Raw genomic sequence first — 17132 nt, 5'->3', positions numbered from 1 at the left:
GAGCGACGTTCAATGAAAGACTTCAGTGAGCTGATGAAACAGGCCCAGGGCCTGCAGGCGAAGATGCAGGACATCCAGGAGAAGATCGCCGCCATCGAGGTCGAAGGCGCCGCCGGCGGCGGCATGGTGAAGCTCACGCTTAACGGCAAGGGCTACGCCAGGGCCGCCTCTGTGGATCCTGCGCTTCTCAAGGAGGACGAGGCGGAGGTGCTCGAAGACCTCATCGTCGCCGCCCTTAACGACGCCAAGGCCCGGCTCGAAGAGCGCGTGCAGGAAGAAATGAAGGCGCTGACCGCCGGCCTGCCCCTGCCGCCGGGCATGAAGCTGCCGTTTTGAACCGGTCGCGGAGACGACGCGCATGGATGCGTACAGCGCCAGGCCGACGCCGGCGATCCTGCATGACGGCTCGGCTTGGCGACGCCTTCGCAAAGAAGATGTTACGGCGCTGACCGAGGCCGCCACGCGGAAGGCTTTTTATCGCGACGGCCTCACGGACGAGCAGATCGCCGAGAACCGGCGCGTCGTCGAGATCAGCGCGTCATGCTGCGAAGCCGCTGCGCGCAATGCGCATCAGCGCTTCTCGGCCGCCTTCGTCGGGGAGACTTTCGCCGGTTACATGATCGCCACGCGCCATGGGCCGGACGATCTGGAGCTCGACTGGCTGATGATCGCGCCTGCCTTTCATGGCTCGGGCGTCGCCGGAGCCCTGATGGCCGCCGGCCTCGACTGGCTCGGCGCAGACAGGCCTGTCTGGCTGAACGTCATCGCCTATAACCAGCGGGCGATTCACTTTTACAGAAAGTTCGGCTTCGAAATCGACCCCGAGGCGAAAGCCAGCAGACTCGTGCCGAATCTCATCATGCGCCGCCCGCCTGATGGGAGTTGATGAGCCTGAGCGAGCCGCCGTAGAGGCTGCAGGACTGACCACGGAAAGCTGACGATTATGCCGACAGGTAAAGGCCAGATCGGCCCCGAACTTCAGCGCCTCATCGACCTCCTGGCCAAGCTGCCGGGGCTGGGGCCGCGCTCGGCCAAGCGCGCCGCGCTCTATCTGCTCAAGAAGCGCGAGCCCGTCATGCGCCCGCTCGCCTACGCCCTCGCCGAGGCGGCGGACAAGGTCGCGGCCTGTTCGACCTGCGGCAACTGGGACTCGATCGACCCTTGCGCGATCTGCGCCGACGCCGAGCGCGACGGCTCGGTGATCTGCGTGGTGCAGGACGTCGGCGACCTGTGGGCGCTTGAGCGGGCCGGCGCCCATCGCGGGCTCTATCACGTGCTCGGCGGGCTTCTGTCGCCGCTCGACGGGGTGGGCCCGGACGATCTCAATATCGGCCGGCTCGTCGAGCGCGCGCGCGCCGAATCGGTGAAGGAGGTGGTGCTCGCCCTACCCGCCACGGTCGACGGTCAGAGCACGGCGCATTATCTCAGCGAGCATCTCGCCGGATGCGCCGTCGCGCTCACGCGCCTGTCGCAGGGCGTGCCCGTGGGCGGCGAGCTCGACTATCTCGACGAAGGCACGCTCGCCGCGGCGATGAAGACCCGCCGGCCCGCATGACCGGCGCGCGCCATCCCGCCCCGCGCGAAGAGCCCCCGCCGCTGACGGGTCTGTGGTATCTCGCCGCGCCCTCGCGCGATCTGCCGCGGGGCGCGATGCGCCGGCGCATCCTGTTCGGCGAACCTGTCGTCCTTGGACGGACGAAAGCCGGCGCTCCGTTCGCGCTGCGCGACGTATGCCCCCATCGCGGCGCGCCGCTCTCTTACGGACGGCTGCGCGAGACGGGCGGCGAGACGCTCGTCGAATGTCCCTATCACGGCTGGCGGTTCCGCGTCGCGGACGGCGCCTGCGCGGCGATTCCGGCGCTGTGCGGCGAAGACGGCGCGCCGGGAAAAATCCGGACGCGCGCCTTTCGCCTGCACGAAGAGAACGGCCTCGTCTGGCTTTACCGGGACGAGGAGGCGCGCGCGCCGCGCCAGAGCGCGCCGCCTGCGCCGGATTTCGGCCTCGATGCGCGCCTGCGCCCCCGCGTCGTCGCGCGCGCCGGCGCCGAGGGCCCCTTCGACGAAGCGGTGATCGGCCTCGTCGATCCCGCCCATACCCCTTTCGTGCACCGCCAGTGGTGGTGGCGCGCGGGCGCCGCGCTGAGGGAAAAGCGCAAGGCTTTCGAGCCGACGCCGCTCGGGTTCAAAATGCCCGCGCACGCCCCGTCCTCGAACAGCCGCATTTACCGCTTTCTCGGCGGCGCGCCGACGACGGAGATCGAGTTCCGCCTGCCTTCCATCCGTATAGAGACCATCCGTACAGCGCACAACACGATCGTCGGCCTCACCGCCATCACGCCGACCGAACCGGGAAAGGCGAGCATTCTGCACGTCATGTTCTGGGACTGGCCCCTTCTCGACCTCGCCCGCCCGGTTCTGGCGCGCATGGCCCGGAGCTTTCTCGCCCAGGACGGCGCGATCCTGCGCGCCCAGAACGAGAACCTCGCCCGGCTCGGCCATCGCCCGCTTTACGTCGGCGACGCGGACGAGCCGGCCAAATGGTATCTCCAGCTCGCGCGGGCCTGGCGCGCGCGCGAAGCGGCTGGCGGCTTCGTCAATCCGACGGCGGGCGGGTCCCTGCGCTGGCGGACCTGAACCGCTCGAATCGACATAGGATGGCGCGATGATCCCGCAACCGGCTCTTTTCGGACTCGACGGCGCGATGCTCGCGGCCTTCGCCGTTCTCGGCGCGCTCGCGATCGCGCTCGCTGTTCTGGCGGTTCTGCTCGCGCGCGGGCGCGACCGGCTGCGCGCCGCCCACGAAGAGGCGCGCGTGCGCCTGTCGCGGGCGGAGACGCTGGCGCAGGAGGCCGAGGCGCTCAGAGCCGAGCTCGAAGCCGAGCGCGCCCGTCGCTTGCGGCTCGAAAGCGAGGCTGCGGCGATGGAGGCGCGGCTGGCCGAGCGCGAACGCGCCTTCGCCGAGCTCAAGGCGCGCCTCGATTCGGAGTTTCGCGCCGCGGCTTCGCAAATGCTTCAGAACGCCCATGAAGACTTCCTGAAGCGCGCGAACGAAACCTTCGAGCGCCACCGCGAGGCGGCCAGCGCGGAAGCCGAGCGCCGGCGCAAGGCGCTCGACGAGCTCATCCGGCCGATGGCGGAAACGCTGGGCCGCTACGAGGCGAGTCTCGCCGAGATGCGCGCCGACCAGCAGAAGGCGCGCGGCGAGCTGATCGGCCGCATGAGCGAGCTTGCAAGCTCCGCCGAGGCGGTGCGCGCCGAAGCGCGCAAGCTCGCCACCGCCCTGCGCTCCGGCGCGAAGGTGCGCGGGCGCTGGGGCGAGGAGCAGCTTCGCAACGTCGTCGAGATCGCCGGCATGGCCGCCTATGTGGATTTCGTCGAGCAGAAGAGCCATGACGACGGCGAGCGGCGCAAGCAGCCCGACATGATCGTCAACCTGCCGGGCGGGCGGAAGATCGCCGTCGACTCGAAAGTTTCGATCAACGCCTATCTCGACGCCCTGGAGGCCGACACCGACGCCAGACGCGCAAGCTGCCTGGCGCGCCACGGCGAGGATCTGTGGGCGCACGTCAAGGCGCTCTCGGCGAAGGACTATGCGGCGGGCCTCAAGGATTCCCTCGACATCGTCGTGATGTTCGTGCCCGGAGAAAACTACTTCGCCGCCGCCATGGAGGCCCGCCCGCAGCTCTTCCAGGAGGCCTTCGAGCGCAAGGTGCTGATCGCCACGCCGACCACCCTGCTCGCGATGCTCAAGGCCGCCTCCTTCACCTGGCGGCAGGAAAAGGCCGCGGAGAACGCCGCCGCCGTGGCGCGCATGGCGAAGGACCTTTACGACAGCCTGCGCGGCATGGGCCGCCATCTCGCCGCGCTCGGCAAGGCGCTTGAGAACGCCGTGGGCAAGTACAACGCCGCGGTCGGGGCGATCGAGCAGCGGGTCATGCCGCGCGCGCGCCGCTTCGCCGATTACGAGCTGCCGGGAATCGACGGCGCCATCGACCCGCTCAGGGAGGCGGAAACGCCGGTGCGCGCCCTGCGCGAGGACCGCGATCTTTTATTGCCGGAGTCCGGCGAGGAAGACGAGGATCAGTCCGCAGCCTGACCAGCCGGTCGCGCCGGGTCAGCGCAGCGGAAAGGGCGAGCGGGCGGGCGGATGGTCCGGCTCGCGCGCGGCGGACTCGGCGTCCGTCGATTCTGCCTGTCCGTCTACGGATGAAGCGACTTCTGTCGAATCTTCCGGCTGGGCGTCGGAAGCCTCGACCGGCGCGTCCGTCTTCTGGAGCGAATCGGCTTTCTGCGGCGTCGCGCGCGCCTCTTCGAGCGCCGCGACCCGCCGGCGCAATTCGTCGAGCGCGGCGAGAAGGTCGGCCGCTGCGCGTTCCTGCTCGGCTGCGGCGTCCTCGGCCTCGACCGGGGCGCCGCTTCCGCCCTGCGCGGCGGCGCGCATGGCGTGGAGCGCCGCGGTCAGCGTCGTCGGGGAGACGAACCAGACCTTCGCGCGATAGGCGTCCTGCACCACGTCGGGGAACCGCGCATGAAGCTCCGCATACATGCTTTCCGACGGGATGAAGGCGAGAGCGAAATCCGCCGTCTCCTCCGGCGAGATCAGCCGTTCGGCCACGTCGACCAGATGGCGCAGCGCCGCCCGACGGAACTCGTTCTCGGCGCGCGCCTGGTCCTCGGGCGGCGCGGCGCGCAGGGCGAAGAACGTCTCCAGCGGAAAGCGCGCGTCGATCCCCGTGGGGCGCAGCGCCGGCGAGACGCGCACGAGGCAGTCGGCCGTCCGGTTGTTCGACAGCCGCGCGCGCATGTCATAGGCCCCCGGCGCCAGCGCGTCGCGCACGATGTCGGCTAGATGGATCTGCGGCGCGTTCGGCCCGGTCACGCGCTCGCCCATCGCGCGGCGCAGCGCGGCGATGTCCTCGCGCAGGGCGCGGATGTCTTCCGGCGCGCCGGCGAGGACGTCGATCTGGTTGGACAGGGAGGCGAGCGTCGCGTTCACCGACTCGCGATGTTCGGCGAGCCGATGCGATACAGCGTCGATCCACTGTCTGTCGCCGCCTTCCGCCTCCGCCGTCGCGAGCGCCGCGCCGATGCGCGTCTCGATGCGCTCGGCGAGATCCATCAGGCGCCGCTCCAGCGACTCGATCCGCATCGCGATCGCGCCGGCGTCGCCGCCTTCGCGCTCGAAGCGTTCCTCAAGCCGGTTCGACATCGTCACGAAGCGCCGGTCCAGCTCGTCGGCGAGCTCGCGTTGAAGCGCGGAGAATTCGCCCGAAAGCGCCTCGGCGCGCATCTCGAGCGCGCGCTGGCGCTGGTCGAAGGCGGCGGCGAGCTTGCGCCGCTCGAATTCGGCCTCGCGCGCGGCGGCGAGGCTGCGCGATTCCTCCGCAGCCTGACGGCGTTCGGCCTCCGCCTCGCCTCGCCGCCAGTCGCGAAGATAGGCGACTTCGCCTTCGGCCGCGGCCGGCGCAGGCGCTTCCTCGGCGATGTCGCGCGCGCGCGCCGTCGCCAGCGGATGGCCGCGCGGCGGCTCCATCCGCCGGGGCGGCGGCGCTGGAGCCGGGCGTTCTTCACGCGCCGCGACCGGTTCGGCGCGCTCTTCGGCGCGCTCTTCGGCGTTCTTTTTCTTCGCGAACAGGCCGGCGAAGGGCCCGCCCTGCCGTCGGGGCTCCTGGGGCGCCGGCGCGGGCGGGTCGTCGTCCGGCGCGGCTTCCTCCTGCGTCGCCTGCCGCGCGGGCGGCGCGTCTTCCTCGAAGGCGATCTCGGCCGTTTCGCCGGCCGGCTGGAAGAAGTCGCCCGGCGCGCGCGACTCTTTCTTCTTCGCGCGGCGCGCGGCGGCGCCGGCGGCGCGCCCGCGCATGATGAGCAGCAGCACGATCAGGAAGACGCCGAGGACGGTGAGCGCCCCGGTCCACAGAAAGCCGGCCTCGCCCGTGAGAATCGGCTCGGGCGCGGCCGGCGCGAGGCCGGTCGGGCCGTTCATCCCGACTGCGAATGCTTGCAAAAACGCCATCGGCGCCCCCAACGCCCCCAAAATACAAGACCCTCGACCGGCCGATCTTAAGGGAAAAACGCAAGAATCGCGAGGGCTTAGGGTTAAAAGCCGTCGATCCCGCATCCCGCCCCCGGCGAGCCGCGGCAGGCGGGGGCGCGCTTGACGACGGCCCCTGCGCGCCATATCTCGCCGCCATGGCCATACGCGAAATTCTGGTCGCGCCGGATCCGCGCCTGCGGCAGGTCTCCAGGCCTGTCGAAAAGGTGGACGATTCGTTGCGCGCGCTGATGGACGACATGCTGGAGACCATGTACGCCGCGCCCGGCATCGGGCTGGCGGCGATTCAGGTCGGCGTGCCGCTGCGCGTGATCGTCATGGACATTTCCGGCGAAGCGGACGCGCGCCAGCCGCGTTGCTTCGTCAATCCGGAGATTCTCGATCCTTCCGAAGAGACCGCCGTCTATGAGGAAGGCTGCCTGTCGGTGCCGGACTATTATGACGAGGTCGAACGGCCCGCGCGCTGCCGGATCCGATATCTCGACTATGACGGCGAGGAGAAGATCGAGGACGCCGAAGGGCTGCTCGCCACCTGCATCCAGCACGAGATGGACCATCTCAACGGCGTTCTGTTCATCGACCATCTCTCGCGCCTCAAACGCGATCGCATCCTGCGCCGGCTGAAAAAAGAGCAGCGCCTCGCCGCGGCGAGCTGACCGGACGCGCCCGGCGCGCCCGCCCGTGCAAGGACTTTCCGACATGCGCCTCGCCTTCATGGGAACGCCGGAGTTCGCGGTTCCCGCGCTGAGCGAGCTGCTTGCGGCCGGCCATCAGATCGCCGCCGTCTACACCCGTCCGCCGAGGCCCGCCGGGCGCGGCCATCGCCCGCAGCCCTCGCCCGTGCACCGCTTCGCCGAGGCGCACGGCCTGCCCGTTCGCACGCCCGCGAGCTTCAAAAGCGAGGCGGAGCGCCGCGCCTTCGCCGCGCTCGATCTCGACGCCGCGGTCGTCGTCGCCTACGGCCTCATTCTGCCGAAGGCGATTCTCGACGCGCCGCGGCTGGGCTGCTTCAACCTGCACGCCTCGCTGCTGCCGCGCTGGCGCGGCGCGGCGCCCATCCATCGCGCGATCATCGCCGGCGACCGGCGCACCGGCGTGCAGGTGATGCGCATGGAGGAGGGGCTCGATACGGGCCCGATCGTGCTGTCGGAGACGGTCGAGATCGCCGAGACCGACACGGCGGGAAGCCTGCACGACCGCCTCGCCCAGATCGGGGCGAGCCTGTTGCCGCGCGCGCTCGCCGCGATCGAGCGCGGCGGCGCGACGCAGACTCCGCAAGCCGCCGAAGGCGTGACGTATGCGGAGAAAATATCGCCCGCCGAGGCGCGCATCGACTGGCGCCGCCCCGCGGCCGAGGTCGACCGGCTGATCCGCGGCCTGTCGCCCTTTCCCGGCGCCTGGTTCGAGGCGCCCTCGCCGCGCGGCGCGCAGCGGGTGAAGGCCCTGATGTCGCGCCCCGTCGAAGGCGCCGGCGCGCCCGGCGAGATTCTCGAAGCCGGCGAGCGGCTCGTCGTCGCCTGCGGGCAAGGCGCGGTCGCGCTTCTTCGTTTGCAGCGGGCGGGCAGGGCCGCGCAGAACGCAGACGCCTTTCTGCGCGGCTTTCCTCTCGCCGAAGGCCTCGTTCTTTCCTGATCCGCAGACGGATTTCCATGCCGCGCTACAAGCTCATCGTGGAATATGACGGGGCGCCCTTCGTCGGCTGGCAGCGCCAGGAGAACGGCCCCTCGGTTCAGGCCGCGATCGAGGACGCCGCGCGCGCGCTGAGCGGGCAGACGGTCGTCGCCCATGCGGCGGGGCGGACCGACGCCGGCGTGCACGCGCTGGCGATGCCCGTGCATATCGATCTGTGCAGGGATTATCCGGCTGAGACGGTGCGCGACGCGCTCAACCATCATCTGCGCCCGGCGCCGGTCGCGATCCTGTCGGCGCAGACCGCCGCGCCCGATTTCCACGCCCGCTTCTGCGCCCGCGCGCGCCATTATCTTTACCGCATCGTCAACCGGCGCGCGCCGCTGACGCTCGATGCGGGCCGCGCCTGGCGCGTGCCGGGCCCGCTCGACGCGGACGCCATGAACGCGGCGGCGCGCCGGCTCGTCGGCAGGCATGATTTCTCGACCTTTCGCGCCGCCCAGTGCCAGTCGGCCTCGCCGGTGAAGACCCTGAGCGCGCTATGGGTCGAGCGCGAGGGGGAGGAAATTTCGGTCTATGCGCGCGCGCCTTCCTTTCTGCATCATCAGGTCCGCTCGATGGTCGGCGCGCTCGTCGAGGCCGGCCTCGGCCGCTGGACGCCCGACGACGTAGAGGCCGCCCTGAAGGCGCGCGACCGGCGCGCCTGCGCGCCCGTGGCGCCGGCGCACGGCCTTTATTTTCTGCGCGCGGACTATGACGAGACGAGCGCGTAAAGGGCGAGCGCGGCGCCGTTGACCAGGCCGCTGACGACCAGCGTTATCAGGATCAGCAGCGCCATCGCGCCGACGGCGAACGGAACGGACGCCGCGGCGGCGCGCCGGATCACGCCCCAGTGCAGGGCGACGGCGAAAGCCACGGCGACGATCAGCAGCAGCGAGGCGAGCGCGCGCGCGCCGGTGAAGGCGAGCACGACCATCGGCGCGACCTGCGCGGCGCTCGCCATGACCTGCGCCCAGTTGAAGCCGATGATGACGTCGGCGACGCGCCGGCGCCCGCCCGCCGCCTGCACGGCGAAGACGAGCGCCGCCACGCTCGCCGCCCAGTCGATCAGATAGCTCGCCATCTGCGCGCCCAGGACCACGCTCAGCGGCGCCTCGAGCAGGGGATCGGCGGAAGGAGACGGCGTCCGGTCGGCGACCCGCCGCAGCGAGACCGCGCCGGCGACCACGAGCGGGGCGGCGTAGACGACCGCCCAGAAGGAGCGGAAAACGCCGTCCACGGACCGGTCGAGCGCGTCGGTCCAGCCGGGGCGGTTCCACGCCATTTTCCAGACGCCGGCGATCTGGCGGGCGGCGTAGTCGAGGTCCATCAGGGCGCGGCCTCCAGCCGGAAGTACCCCCGTAAAATATCGGCGTAGATGTCCGACAGCGCCAGAATGTCGGCGACGGCGGCGCGCTCGTCGATCTGGTGGATCGTCTCATTGGGCAGGCCGAGCTCGATCACCGGCGCGGCGTCCTTGATGAACCGCGCGTCGGACGTGCCGCCGGATGTGGAGGCGACGGGGCGCAGGCCCGTCCGCCGCTCCGCCGCATCCGAGACGAGCGCGATGAACCTTTCGTCCGTGGTCAGAAACGCCTCGCCGGAAACGACGGTTTCGAGCGCATAGGCGATCCCTTCGCCCGCCGCCAGCGCGTCGAGGCGCGCGCGCAGATGACGGTCGAGCGCGGCGCCCGTCCAGGTCGGGTTGAACCGGATGTTGAAGCGCGCGCGCGCCTCGGCCGGGATGACGTTATGCGCCTCGTTGCCGACGGCGAGCTCGGTGACTTCCAGATTGGAAGGCTGAAACCGCTCATGGCCTGCGTCGAGCGGCGTCTCGCCCAGAGCCAGCAGCATCCGCATCAGCGGCGGGATTGGGTTCTTCGCCCGATGGGGATAGGCGACATGGCCCTGGCGGCCCTGGACGGTCAGCCAGCAGTTGATGCTGCCCCGACGGCCCACCTTGATCATGTCGCCGAGACGCTCCTGACTCGACGGTTCGCCGACGAGGCAATGGTCGACGACCTCGCCGCGCGCGGCCAGCCAGTCGAGAACCTTGCGCGTGCCGTTGATCGCCGGGCCTTCCTCGTCGCCGGCGATCAGCAGGCTGACGGAGCCGGCCGCCTCGCCGGCCGCGAGGACGCGATCGGCCGCCGCGACGAAGGCCGCGATCGCGCCTTTCATGTCCGCCGCGCCGCGCCCCCACACGGCGCCGTCGGCGACCTCGGCGGCGAAAGGCGGAAAGCGCCAGGCCGACTCCCGGCCGGGGGGGACCACGTCCGTATGGCCGGCGAAGCAGAAATTCGGCCGCGCCGTCCCGCGCCGCGCGTAGAGATTGTCGACGGGCGCGGTCCCCGGCTCTTCGAAGCGCAGCCGCGCGCAGACGAAGCCGAGGGACTTGAGCGCGCCCTCCAGCACGCCGAGCGCGCCGGCGTCGGCGGGCGTGACCGACGGACAGCGGATCAGCGCGCGCGCCAGCTCTATCGGATCGACGGGACTCATCGCGCTCAGGGTCAAAACTCGATTATCCCGCGGCCGCGACGCCCCGCTTTGGCGCCGCCGGCAGGAGCCGATCGCCGCGCGCGCCCGCGGTACGGGCAAGATCGGCGACGGCGAGGCGGCAGGAATCGGGGTTGGGGCCCCGATTCCTCGCCGAACGAGGCGCGAAAGCGGAAGCGCCCCGCCGGGCGGGGCGAAAATGATCGGCCGGTTCGTCGGAAAGCTCGACCGTAGGCCCTGCTACGCTCTTCGCTTTCCTCCTGCCAGCCGGTCATTTTCGCCTCCATCGCGGCGCGCGCGATAATTGAGTTTTGACCCTAGCTAGCCCGGATTCCCGGCGCTGTCATGAGCGCGCGCGTTTCGCGCCCGGCCGCTCAGAATGCGTAGCGCAGCCGCCCGCCCGCGACATAGGTCGTCACGGCGATGCTGGTCGACAGCGAGCCGCGCAGCAGGTCCTCCGGCGCGGCGCCCGTAAGGGCGACCTCGCGGTCGGCGCTGAACACATAGCCCGCGGCGAGATCGGCCGACAGCCGCTCGTTCAGCCGGCGGGTCAGCCCGACCGTGAGCCAGTATCGGTCCGTGTCCGGGATGCGCGGGCCGGCGAAGGCGTCGTTGACGGGCGTTTCGTCGAACATGAAGCCGGCGCGCAGCCCGGTCTTCTCCCCGAGCGCGTAATCGGCGCCGAATGAGAACGCCCAGGTGTCCGACCAGTCCTGCGTCACCGCTTCGGGCGGCTGGGCGGGATTGTCGAAGGCGAATTCGAGCCGATCGAGAACCGACCAGCGCGTATAGGTCGCCGAGGCGAGCAGGGTGAGCGCCGGGCTCGCCTCATATGCCGCCCCGAGCGCATAGGTCGCCGGCAAAGACAGCGCGCCCGAGAATTTCGTCGGCGCGAAGACGCCCGTCGCGGCGTTGAGCGCGGCGCCGGCGGCGCTGTCCTCGATGCCGAAGGCCGCGTCGCCGCGCAGGTCGTGCTCGATTTTCGACGCGTAGCTGAAGCCGACCCGCAGGCGCGGCGTCACCTCGATCTGCGCGCCGGCGGTGAAGCCGACCGCGAGATCATCGCCGTCGAGATCGGCGAGCACGTCGTCTGTCCCCGGCGTCAGCGGCGCGCCCGTGAGCAGCGCGGCGAGCCCGGCCGCATCGACCGCCGTCTCCAGCGAGATATCGGCGTATTGCAGGCGCAGGCTCGCGCCGATCGTCAGGCCCGGCGCCACATCGACGGCGAGCGTCGGCGAGACGGCGATGGTGAGAAGGCGCGAGTCGAGCGCGTGATAGCGCACGATCGCGTCGTCCGCGAATTCGCTGCGCAGGCCGAAGGGCGAGATCACCGTCAGGCCGACGGCGATCCGGTCGGCGAGCGGCGCGGCGTAGGCGAAGCTCGGAATGAAGGCGGGCGGCAGCACGCCGTCGTCGCTGGCGCGCCCGGCGATCGGGGTCGTCCCCAGCAGCACGCCCTCGGCGTCCGCATACTCCGTCGGCCCCCATAGCGCCGTCGCGCTCGAGGAGATCTCGGCGCGCGCGAGCCCTGCGATGGCGGCGGGATTGTAGGCCGCAAAGCCCGCGTCGGCCCGGCGGGCCTGGGCGCCCGCAAAGGCCGCGCCCAGCGCGCGGGCGTTATGGTGCTCGACCGCGAACCCCGAGGCGAACGCGCCCCCGGCCGGGATCGCCCCCAGGACCGCGCTCAAAGCGGCCCCGGAAACTGCGCCCGAAATCGTGCGAAGACAGTCGATGCGATTGAACCGGAAAGCCACGCGCTCCCCCCTTTTTGTGCGCGCCGCGCCCGGCGCTTCGACGACGCGCGCGCGGCGTGCTTTCATTCTGCGCTGATTCATTTCGTTCTCCGCTAGAGGCTGCTGCAGCCGTTGACAGGACGTTCAGGCGGCCCCGGCGGCGCGAAGAGCGGGCGCCGTTTCGGCGCTCTCGGCGTCGGGCGCGGGCGCGGGCGCGGCCTCGCCGGCCGCCTCGCCCTCAGCCGGAGCGAGATCCTTGAGCCGCAGCGTCAGGCGATTGGCGCCCGGCGCCGGCTCATAGGTCAAGGCGCCGCCGCAGACCTCGGCCGCGCGGGCGGCCGTTCTGATCGCCATCGGCATGGCCGAGCCGTCGCTGGTGAGATAGCGGTCGAGCTTGGTGAGCGGCTTGGCGAGCTCGCGAAACTCCTCCGGCGTATGGCCGGGCCCGTCGTCGACGATCACGATCGCCGCGCCTTCGGGCGCGCGCGCGAGCACGACGTCCATGCGCGAGATCGCGCCGGCTTTCTCGTTATAGGCCTGCGCGAGCGAGCTGAGGGCGATGCGGATCGGCTCGACATGGCTCATGATCTCGATCTTCTCGCCGGAAAAGGCGCATTCGATTTCCGGCGCGATCTGCTCCTTGAAGTCGCGCGCCATCTCATGGAGCGGCGCCGGCGCCGGTCTTCCTTGCGCCGCGCCGTCGTCGAGCCGGTAATAGGCGAGCAGCTTGGCGACGTTGCCCGCCAGCTCGTTGGAGGCGTTCTTGATGTAGCCGACGCTCTTGAGGCAGTCGGGGGGAAGCTTGCCTTCCTCCTCCGCCGCCTGGCTCAGCGCGTTCATGACGACGTCGGTGAAGCCGGAGATCTGATGGATCGGCGTGCGCACGAAATGCACGAGCGTGTTCATGGCCGCCACCTTGCGCGCGTTGTCGAGCCGGATGTCTTCGAGCATCCGCTTGAGCTGGGCGTTCTGGCGTTCGATGGTCCGCGCCTGCAGAAACTCCGTCCGACGGTGCCGCTCCAGCAGATTGCTTCCGAAGCCGCACAAGGAAAACATCGTGAGCAGCACGACCGCCTGAAGAATCGCCTCCTCAGGTTGCCCCTTGCCCTGGGAAACGATCAAAAATATCAAATATGTAGATATTAATATAGAATATAACTTTATAATGCCGACTCTCAATAAAAAACTAATAAAAACCCCACCCTGTATAAGACCAACATAGTAGTTGTGGCCGAGGCTCGGCTCTTTCCATACGATCGCATTCATCACCAATCCAAGCAGGAATATGATCGTCGCCGTCACCAGCTCATGATGGCGCGACAGGCTAGGGATCTTCATGGTGACGAGCAGCGCTGCGCAGAAGGCGATGACGGACAGGCGCAACGCAATCGCGAACCCGGCATGCTCGAGCACCGTGCTGTCTAGCAGCACGTAGCCGGAGATCAGCGGCAGGGCGATCGCCACCGCTAGGAAATTATGCCGTCTGTTGACGTCGAAAATGTGACTCTGGAATTCCGCCTCCAGTTCATCTGAGGCGAACTTGCCCGTCCAGCGATTGATTTTTCCCGATTTTCGCATGCGCCGGCCCACTTGCCGACAGTAGTGGCGACGCAGCGTTAGAATAGCGTTAACGAGGCGCGCCGGCGACCGCTCAAGATTATTAACGATTTTCCGCCCGCCCGCTGAGATCGTCGTGTCCGTGTCGAAAGGGCTGTGCGTTTTTTTCGAATTGCATTAATGATAAACTTTAACTATTTGTTAAGATAATTCCGCAGCCGACGGTAATAAGGGGACTTCCTGTGTCGATGTTCGAGAGTCTGAAGGAACGGTTTCAACCAATTTTCGCAGACTTCATCCGGTCTGAGCCGGTGTCGCTGTTGACCAGCGGCCGGATGACGGTTGCGGAATACCGGACGATCATGCGGGAGGTGTTTCACCATACGCGCGAGAACCCGCAGCTGCAGGTGCTCGCGACCGTTTATTTCAAAGGCCGCCAGCGGGACATGGTCCGCATGTTCTTCAAGCATGCGGCCTCGGAAATCGGGCACGACCAGCTCGCGCTGAACGACTACGTCGCCCTCGGCGGCGACGCGACCGACGTTCCGTACCAAAATCCGTTGCCGGCCACGACGGCGCTTCTCGCCTATGGCTTTTATCAGATCTACAACCTCAACCCTTTGGGGTATCTGGGATATCTGTTTTTCCTGGAATTCACGCCGACGCAGTCGGGCGCAGGCATGATGGAGGCCTTGCGCAAAATCGGCGTGCCCGACGGCGCCATGACCTTCCTGCGCGACCATACGACCATCGATCAGGGCCACAACCGGATGATGGAGCGTTACGCGGACGCCCTAATCCGGGATGAAGCGGATCTCGACAGGGTCTCCTACGCCATGAAGACGACCGGATATCTCTATTCTCAAATGATGATGCAGGCGGTCGAAGATGCGCGCGCGCCGGCCGAACCCGGCTGGAATTGGGAGGAGTTAAACGCCGACCGCATCGTTCCCACCGAAAGCCGACGCTCGGTCGCGTAAGCGCATGTTTGAGTATCGCATATATACCCCGGCCGAGTGTCCTGAAGAGCTGTATTCTTTCAGATACGGCATCTATGTCGAGGAAATGCATCGCAAGCAACGATATGCTTGCCACAGAACCAAAACCATCCGCGATCCGCTGGACGATACGGCGAGGCAGGTCGTGGCGCATAAAGACGGACGAATCGTCGCCTGCATCCGTGCAAACCTGCTCAAGGAAGGTCCGGTCGGCGACTACTTCGACTTTTACGAGCTTGACCGGCTTCTCAACCCTGATGCTCTGAGCCGCGCCAGCATTTGCACGCGCCTGATGGTATCGCCGAAGTATCGCAGGACTCATGTCTCTGTCGATATATTCAAGCACCTGTACGTGTTCGGCCTGGCTCATGAAATCGATACGTCGTTTATGGATTGCAATCGTCACTTGACCGGTTTTTTCCAGAAATTCGGATACGAATTTCTTTTCAGGAAGCATCATGAAGAATATGGCGATGTGGCGGTCATGAGTCTAAATCTCAGAGATTATCAACGCCTCATAGATATTGACTCGCCGTTCGCTGAAACGGCGCGGACGCAGCTTGAAATTTCGAAACGGTCGTTGACGCTGGCCGCCGCCTGTTCGCTCGCTTGATCTTCGCGCGCGGCGTCGGCGTAATCGCGCGGGGATTTTTTTTGACCCGGTCGGGAGAGTCTGCCAAAGCTGCAGCGAGCCGCTTCGGCATCGCGAGAAATGGTGGGCGCAGATAGGATCGAACTATCGGCCTCCACCGTGTCAAGGTGGCGCTCTTCCACTGAGCTATGCGCCCTGAAGGCCCGCTGTCTATCGGCAAACCGCGACGGAGGCAAGCCGGGCGGGAGAAGGATCAGGGATCAGAAGAGATCGGGAGTCAGGTCCGCCCGCGCCGGGCGGGGCGCAAGGGCGGCGTTTGGCGGCGGCGGGCGCAGCCTGAGGCGAATGACCGGCTCGGGCCGCTTCCTTGAGACAGCCGCGCCCGGCCCGCGCCGAACGCGCCCGCCGTCGAACCGCGCCAGGCCCGCGCGCCGGCCGGCGTCCCCCGTTCCGCCCGCGCCTCAGGCCGCCCGCGCTTCAGGCCGCGACCAGCCGTTCGACCTCCTGCACCAGATCGCGCAGATGGAAAGGCTTGGAGAGCACCTTGGCGTCGTGCGGCGCCCGGTTGGCGGGATTGAGCGCGACCGCCGCGAAGCCGGTGATGAACATGATCTTCATGTCGGGGTCGATCTCGGCGGCGCGCCGGGCGAGCTCGATGCCGTCCATCACCGGCATGACGATGTCGGTCAGCAGAAGATCGAACTCCCTGAGCTGCAGCTCCGTCAGGGCCTCGTCCCCCTGCCCGGCGTCGACGACGACATGGCCGGCGCGCTCCAGCGCCTTCTTCAGGAATTTGCGCATCGACTCGTCGTCTTCCGCCAAAAGAATGGACGCCATCGTTCTTTCGCCTCGTTCGTTTTTCGCCGAGCGGCCCCCCCCTGACGGCCCGCAGTGTTAAGCCGCCCGCGCCGATTTGAACAGACGGGCCGCGCCCCGCGGCGCGCCCGGTTCCGCCGAGCAAGTTCCGCGCCGCCCGAAAGCGGAAACGGGCGCCGCGCGCGCCCGCGCGGGTCTTGCGAGGAATTGCTTAACGAATCCGTCCGAATACCGTTAGCATGAGAGCATGTTGACGGCCGCGCAGGCGATCACCGCATGAAACACGCCCCGCCGGATGGAGACGCAAGCGAGCTGCGCCAGGCGATCGAGGTGCTGGCGCCGGCGACGGCGACCTGCCCGCTCATTTTCGCCTCGCCCCATTCGGGCCGGCGCTATCCGGCGGACCTGTTGCGCATGAGCCGGCTCGACCGCCACGCGCTGCGCCAGTCCGAAGACAGCTATGTCGATCTCATTTTCGACGCCGCGCCGCGCTACGGCGCGCCGCTGCTGCGGGCGCTGTTCCCGCGCGCCTATGTGGACGTCAACCGCAGCCGGGACGAACTCGACCCGCGCATGTTCGCCGATCCCCTGCCCAAGAGCGTCGATGCGCGCTCGACGCGCGTGCTCGCCGGGCTCGGCGTCGTGCCCCGGATCGTCGCCGACGGACAGGACATCTACGACCGCAAGCTCCATTACATCGACGCGCGCCGGCGCCTTGCGGCCTGTTACGCGCCCTATCACGAGGCGCTTCAGCAGCTGATCGCGGACGCGCGGCGCCGGTTCGGCTGCGCGGTCGTGATCGACTGCCATTCCATGCCGTCGGCCGGCGGCGCGCCGCTGCGCGAGGGCGACCGGCGCATCGATTTCGTGCTGGGCGACCGCTACGGCGCGTCATGCGCGCCGGGCCTCGTCAGCCTGGTCGAGCACGCGCTCGTAAAAATGGGCTACGGCGTGTCGCGCAACGCCCCTTACGCCGGCGGTTTCGTGGCCGCCGCCTATGGCCGGCCGGCCGAAGGGGCGCACGTGCTGCAGATCGAGATCAACCGCGCGCTTTATCTCGACGAGGCGCGCATCGCCCGCACCGCCTGTTTCGAGGCGCTGCGCGCAAACATGCAACGCCTCATCGCCGAGCTTGCGCAAATCGATCCGGCGGCCTTGCGTCCGGCCCAGGCCGCCGAGTAATCTTCGCCGCAAAAAAAAGCCGCGGGCGAACCCGCGGCTGG

17 protein-coding genes and 1 tRNA gene are annotated in these 17132 nt (G+C 68.5%); 11 read left to right on the top strand and 7 right to left on the bottom strand.

Features of this window, described 5'->3' with window-relative positions:
• Positions 1 to 12 precede the first annotated feature (12 nt).
• From CHB64_RS03495 to rmuC (CHB64_RS03475), 5 genes are read left to right on the top strand one after another with little or no spacing between them, the layout of a single operon-like run.
• Positions 13 to 336, top strand: coding sequence for a YbaB/EbfC family nucleoid-associated protein (locus CHB64_RS03495; protein WP_089411171.1), 324 nt, complete (start codon positions 13 to 15; stop codon positions 334 to 336).
• Positions 337 to 358: 22 nt separating this feature from the next.
• Entirely contained in the window at positions 359 to 886 is a 528-nt protein-coding gene (locus CHB64_RS03490; RefSeq protein ID WP_089411170.1) for a GNAT family N-acetyltransferase, read from the top strand.
• A 57-nt stretch (positions 887 to 943) separates the two neighbouring features.
• On the top strand, positions 944 to 1555 hold the full coding sequence (gene recR, locus CHB64_RS03485; RefSeq protein ID WP_089411169.1) for a recombination mediator RecR: 612 nt from the start codon (positions 944 to 946) through the stop codon (positions 1553 to 1555).
• Positions 1552 to 2634, top strand: a complete 1083-nt coding sequence (locus CHB64_RS03480; protein ID WP_159462404.1) for an aromatic ring-hydroxylating oxygenase subunit alpha — start codon at positions 1552 to 1554, stop codon at positions 2632 to 2634. Before recR ends, CHB64_RS03480 begins: the two co-directional genes overlap by 4 nt.
• Before the next feature lie 28 nt (positions 2635 to 2662).
• Positions 2663 to 4096: a DNA recombination protein RmuC gene (gene rmuC / locus CHB64_RS03475; RefSeq protein WP_089411167.1), complete on the top strand. Its 1434-nt coding sequence runs from the start codon at positions 2663 to 2665 to the stop codon at positions 4094 to 4096.
• Positions 4097 to 4114: 18 nt separating this feature from the next.
• Here the strand turns inward: rmuC (CHB64_RS03475) and rmuC (CHB64_RS03470) are convergent, their stop codons facing one another.
• Positions 4115 to 5980, bottom strand: coding sequence for a DNA recombination protein RmuC (gene rmuC, locus CHB64_RS03470; RefSeq protein ID WP_159462403.1), 1866 nt, complete (start codon positions 5978 to 5980; stop codon positions 4115 to 4117).
• 206 nt (positions 5981 to 6186) lie between these two features.
• Between rmuC (CHB64_RS03470) and def the strand changes: the two genes are divergently transcribed.
• Genes def through truA form a run of 3 tightly spaced genes read left to right on the top strand, consistent with a single transcriptional unit; the run spans position 6187 to position 8451 of the window.
• Positions 6187 to 6705 (top strand): peptide deformylase, encoded by a 519-nt coding sequence (gene def, locus CHB64_RS03465; RefSeq protein WP_089411165.1) that lies wholly within the window; start codon positions 6187 to 6189, stop codon positions 6703 to 6705.
• Between the two features lie 43 nt (positions 6706 to 6748).
• A complete protein-coding gene (gene fmt, locus CHB64_RS03460; RefSeq protein ID WP_089411164.1) occupies positions 6749 to 7681 on the top strand; it encodes a methionyl-tRNA formyltransferase in 933 nt (310 codons plus the stop codon).
• A gap of 17 nt (positions 7682 to 7698) precedes the next feature.
• Positions 7699 to 8451 carry a tRNA pseudouridine(38-40) synthase TruA gene (gene truA, locus CHB64_RS03455; protein ID WP_089411163.1) on the top strand — a complete coding sequence of 251 codons (753 nt, stop codon included), beginning with the start codon at positions 7699 to 7701 and terminating at the stop codon, positions 8449 to 8451.
• Here truA and CHB64_RS03450 read toward each other — a convergent pair.
• The 4 genes from CHB64_RS03450 to CHB64_RS03435 form a co-directional block, all read right to left on the bottom strand.
• Positions 8430 to 9047 carry a hypothetical protein gene (locus tag CHB64_RS03450; protein WP_089411162.1) on the bottom strand — a complete coding sequence of 206 codons (618 nt, stop codon included), beginning with the start codon at positions 9045 to 9047 and terminating at the stop codon, positions 8430 to 8432. The two genes, truA and CHB64_RS03450, sit on opposite strands and share 22 nt — an antisense overlap.
• Positions 9047 to 10216 (bottom strand): succinyl-diaminopimelate desuccinylase, encoded by a 1170-nt coding sequence (dapE, locus tag CHB64_RS03445; protein ID WP_089411161.1) that lies wholly within the window; start codon positions 10214 to 10216, stop codon positions 9047 to 9049. The genes CHB64_RS03450 and dapE overlap by 1 nt, the downstream gene beginning before the upstream one ends.
• Positions 10217 to 10587: 371 nt before the next feature.
• The gene (locus tag CHB64_RS03440; RefSeq protein WP_159462402.1) at positions 10588 to 12033 is read right to left on the bottom strand and encodes an OmpP1/FadL family transporter; all 1446 of its coding nucleotides are present in this window, start codon (positions 12031 to 12033) and stop codon (positions 10588 to 10590) included.
• 57 nt (positions 12034 to 12090) lie between these two features.
• The gene (locus CHB64_RS03435; protein ID WP_089411159.1) at positions 12091 to 13524 is read right to left on the bottom strand and encodes a sensor histidine kinase; all 1434 of its coding nucleotides are present in this window, start codon (positions 13522 to 13524) and stop codon (positions 12091 to 12093) included.
• Between the two features lie 227 nt (positions 13525 to 13751).
• On the opposite strand from CHB64_RS03435, the gene CHB64_RS03430 reads away from it, so the two are divergent.
• Positions 13752 to 14483 carry an iron-containing redox enzyme family protein gene (locus tag CHB64_RS03430; protein ID WP_089411158.1) on the top strand — a complete coding sequence of 244 codons (732 nt, stop codon included), beginning with the start codon at positions 13752 to 13754 and terminating at the stop codon, positions 14481 to 14483.
• 4 nt (positions 14484 to 14487) lie between these two features.
• A complete protein-coding gene (locus CHB64_RS03425) occupies positions 14488 to 15114 on the top strand; it encodes an N-acyl amino acid synthase FeeM domain-containing protein (protein ID WP_089411157.1) in 627 nt (208 codons plus the stop codon).
• 100 nt (positions 15115 to 15214) lie between these two features.
• On the opposite strand, the gene CHB64_RS03420 is transcribed toward CHB64_RS03425, so the two are convergent.
• Positions 15215 to 15289, bottom strand: a tRNA-Val gene (locus tag CHB64_RS03420).
• Between the two features lie 281 nt (positions 15290 to 15570).
• The gene (gene cpdR / locus CHB64_RS03415; RefSeq protein WP_089411156.1) at positions 15571 to 15930 is read right to left on the bottom strand and encodes a cell cycle two-component system response regulator CpdR; all 360 of its coding nucleotides are present in this window, start codon (positions 15928 to 15930) and stop codon (positions 15571 to 15573) included.
• Positions 15931 to 16185: 255 nt separating this feature from the next.
• Here cpdR and CHB64_RS03410 point away from each other — a divergent pair, with 255 nt between their 5' ends.
• Positions 16186 to 17091 carry an N-formylglutamate amidohydrolase gene (locus tag CHB64_RS03410; protein ID WP_089411155.1) on the top strand — a complete coding sequence of 302 codons (906 nt, stop codon included), beginning with the start codon at positions 16186 to 16188 and terminating at the stop codon, positions 17089 to 17091.
• Positions 17092 to 17132 lie beyond the last annotated feature (41 nt).

Source organism: Amphiplicatus metriothermophilus (assembly GCF_900199215.1).
Classification (GTDB): Bacteria; Pseudomonadota; Alphaproteobacteria; order Caulobacterales; family Parvularculaceae; genus Amphiplicatus; species Amphiplicatus metriothermophilus.
This window is presented reverse-complemented; position numbering and strand designations above follow the sequence as displayed.

Excerpts from the sequence above, each read along its gene's own strand:
- CHB64_RS03425 (WP_089411157.1), top strand. The coding sequence starts at position 14,488 with ATGTTTGAGTATCGCATATATACCCCGGCCGAGTGTCCTGAAGAGCTG.
- CHB64_RS03495 (WP_089411171.1), top strand. The coding sequence starts at position 13 with ATGAAAGACTTCAGTGAGCTGATGAAACAGGCCCAGGGCCTGCAGGCG.
- def (WP_089411165.1), top strand. The coding sequence starts at position 6,187 with ATGGCCATACGCGAAATTCTGGTCGCGCCGGATCCGCGCCTGCGGCAG.
- CHB64_RS03440 (WP_159462402.1), bottom strand. The coding sequence starts at position 12,033 with ATGAAAGCACGCCGCGCGCGCGTCGTCGAAGCGCCGGGCGCGGCGCGC.
- CHB64_RS03480 (WP_159462404.1), top strand. The coding sequence starts at position 1,552 with ATGACCGGCGCGCGCCATCCCGCCCCGCGCGAAGAGCCCCCGCCGCTG.
- fmt (WP_089411164.1), top strand. The coding sequence starts at position 6,749 with ATGCGCCTCGCCTTCATGGGAACGCCGGAGTTCGCGGTTCCCGCGCTG.
- CHB64_RS03450 (WP_089411162.1), bottom strand. The coding sequence starts at position 9,047 with ATGGACCTCGACTACGCCGCCCGCCAGATCGCCGGCGTCTGGAAAATG.
- CHB64_RS03430 (WP_089411158.1), top strand. The coding sequence starts at position 13,752 with ATGTTCGAGAGTCTGAAGGAACGGTTTCAACCAATTTTCGCAGACTTC.
- CHB64_RS03490 (WP_089411170.1), top strand. The coding sequence starts at position 359 with ATGGATGCGTACAGCGCCAGGCCGACGCCGGCGATCCTGCATGACGGC.
- rmuC (WP_089411167.1), top strand. The coding sequence starts at position 2,663 with ATGATCCCGCAACCGGCTCTTTTCGGACTCGACGGCGCGATGCTCGCG.
- recR (WP_089411169.1), top strand. The coding sequence starts at position 944 with ATGCCGACAGGTAAAGGCCAGATCGGCCCCGAACTTCAGCGCCTCATC.
- dapE (WP_089411161.1), bottom strand. The coding sequence starts at position 10,216 with ATGAGTCCCGTCGATCCGATAGAGCTGGCGCGCGCGCTGATCCGCTGT.
- cpdR (WP_089411156.1), bottom strand. The coding sequence starts at position 15,930 with ATGGCGTCCATTCTTTTGGCGGAAGACGACGAGTCGATGCGCAAATTC.
- truA (WP_089411163.1), top strand. The coding sequence starts at position 7,699 with ATGCCGCGCTACAAGCTCATCGTGGAATATGACGGGGCGCCCTTCGTC.
- rmuC (WP_159462403.1), bottom strand. The coding sequence starts at position 5,980 with ATGAACGGCCCGACCGGCCTCGCGCCGGCCGCGCCCGAGCCGATTCTC.
- CHB64_RS03410 (WP_089411155.1), top strand. The coding sequence starts at position 16,186 with ATGAAACACGCCCCGCCGGATGGAGACGCAAGCGAGCTGCGCCAGGCG.
- CHB64_RS03435 (WP_089411159.1), bottom strand. The coding sequence starts at position 13,524 with ATGCGAAAATCGGGAAAAATCAATCGCTGGACGGGCAAGTTCGCCTCA.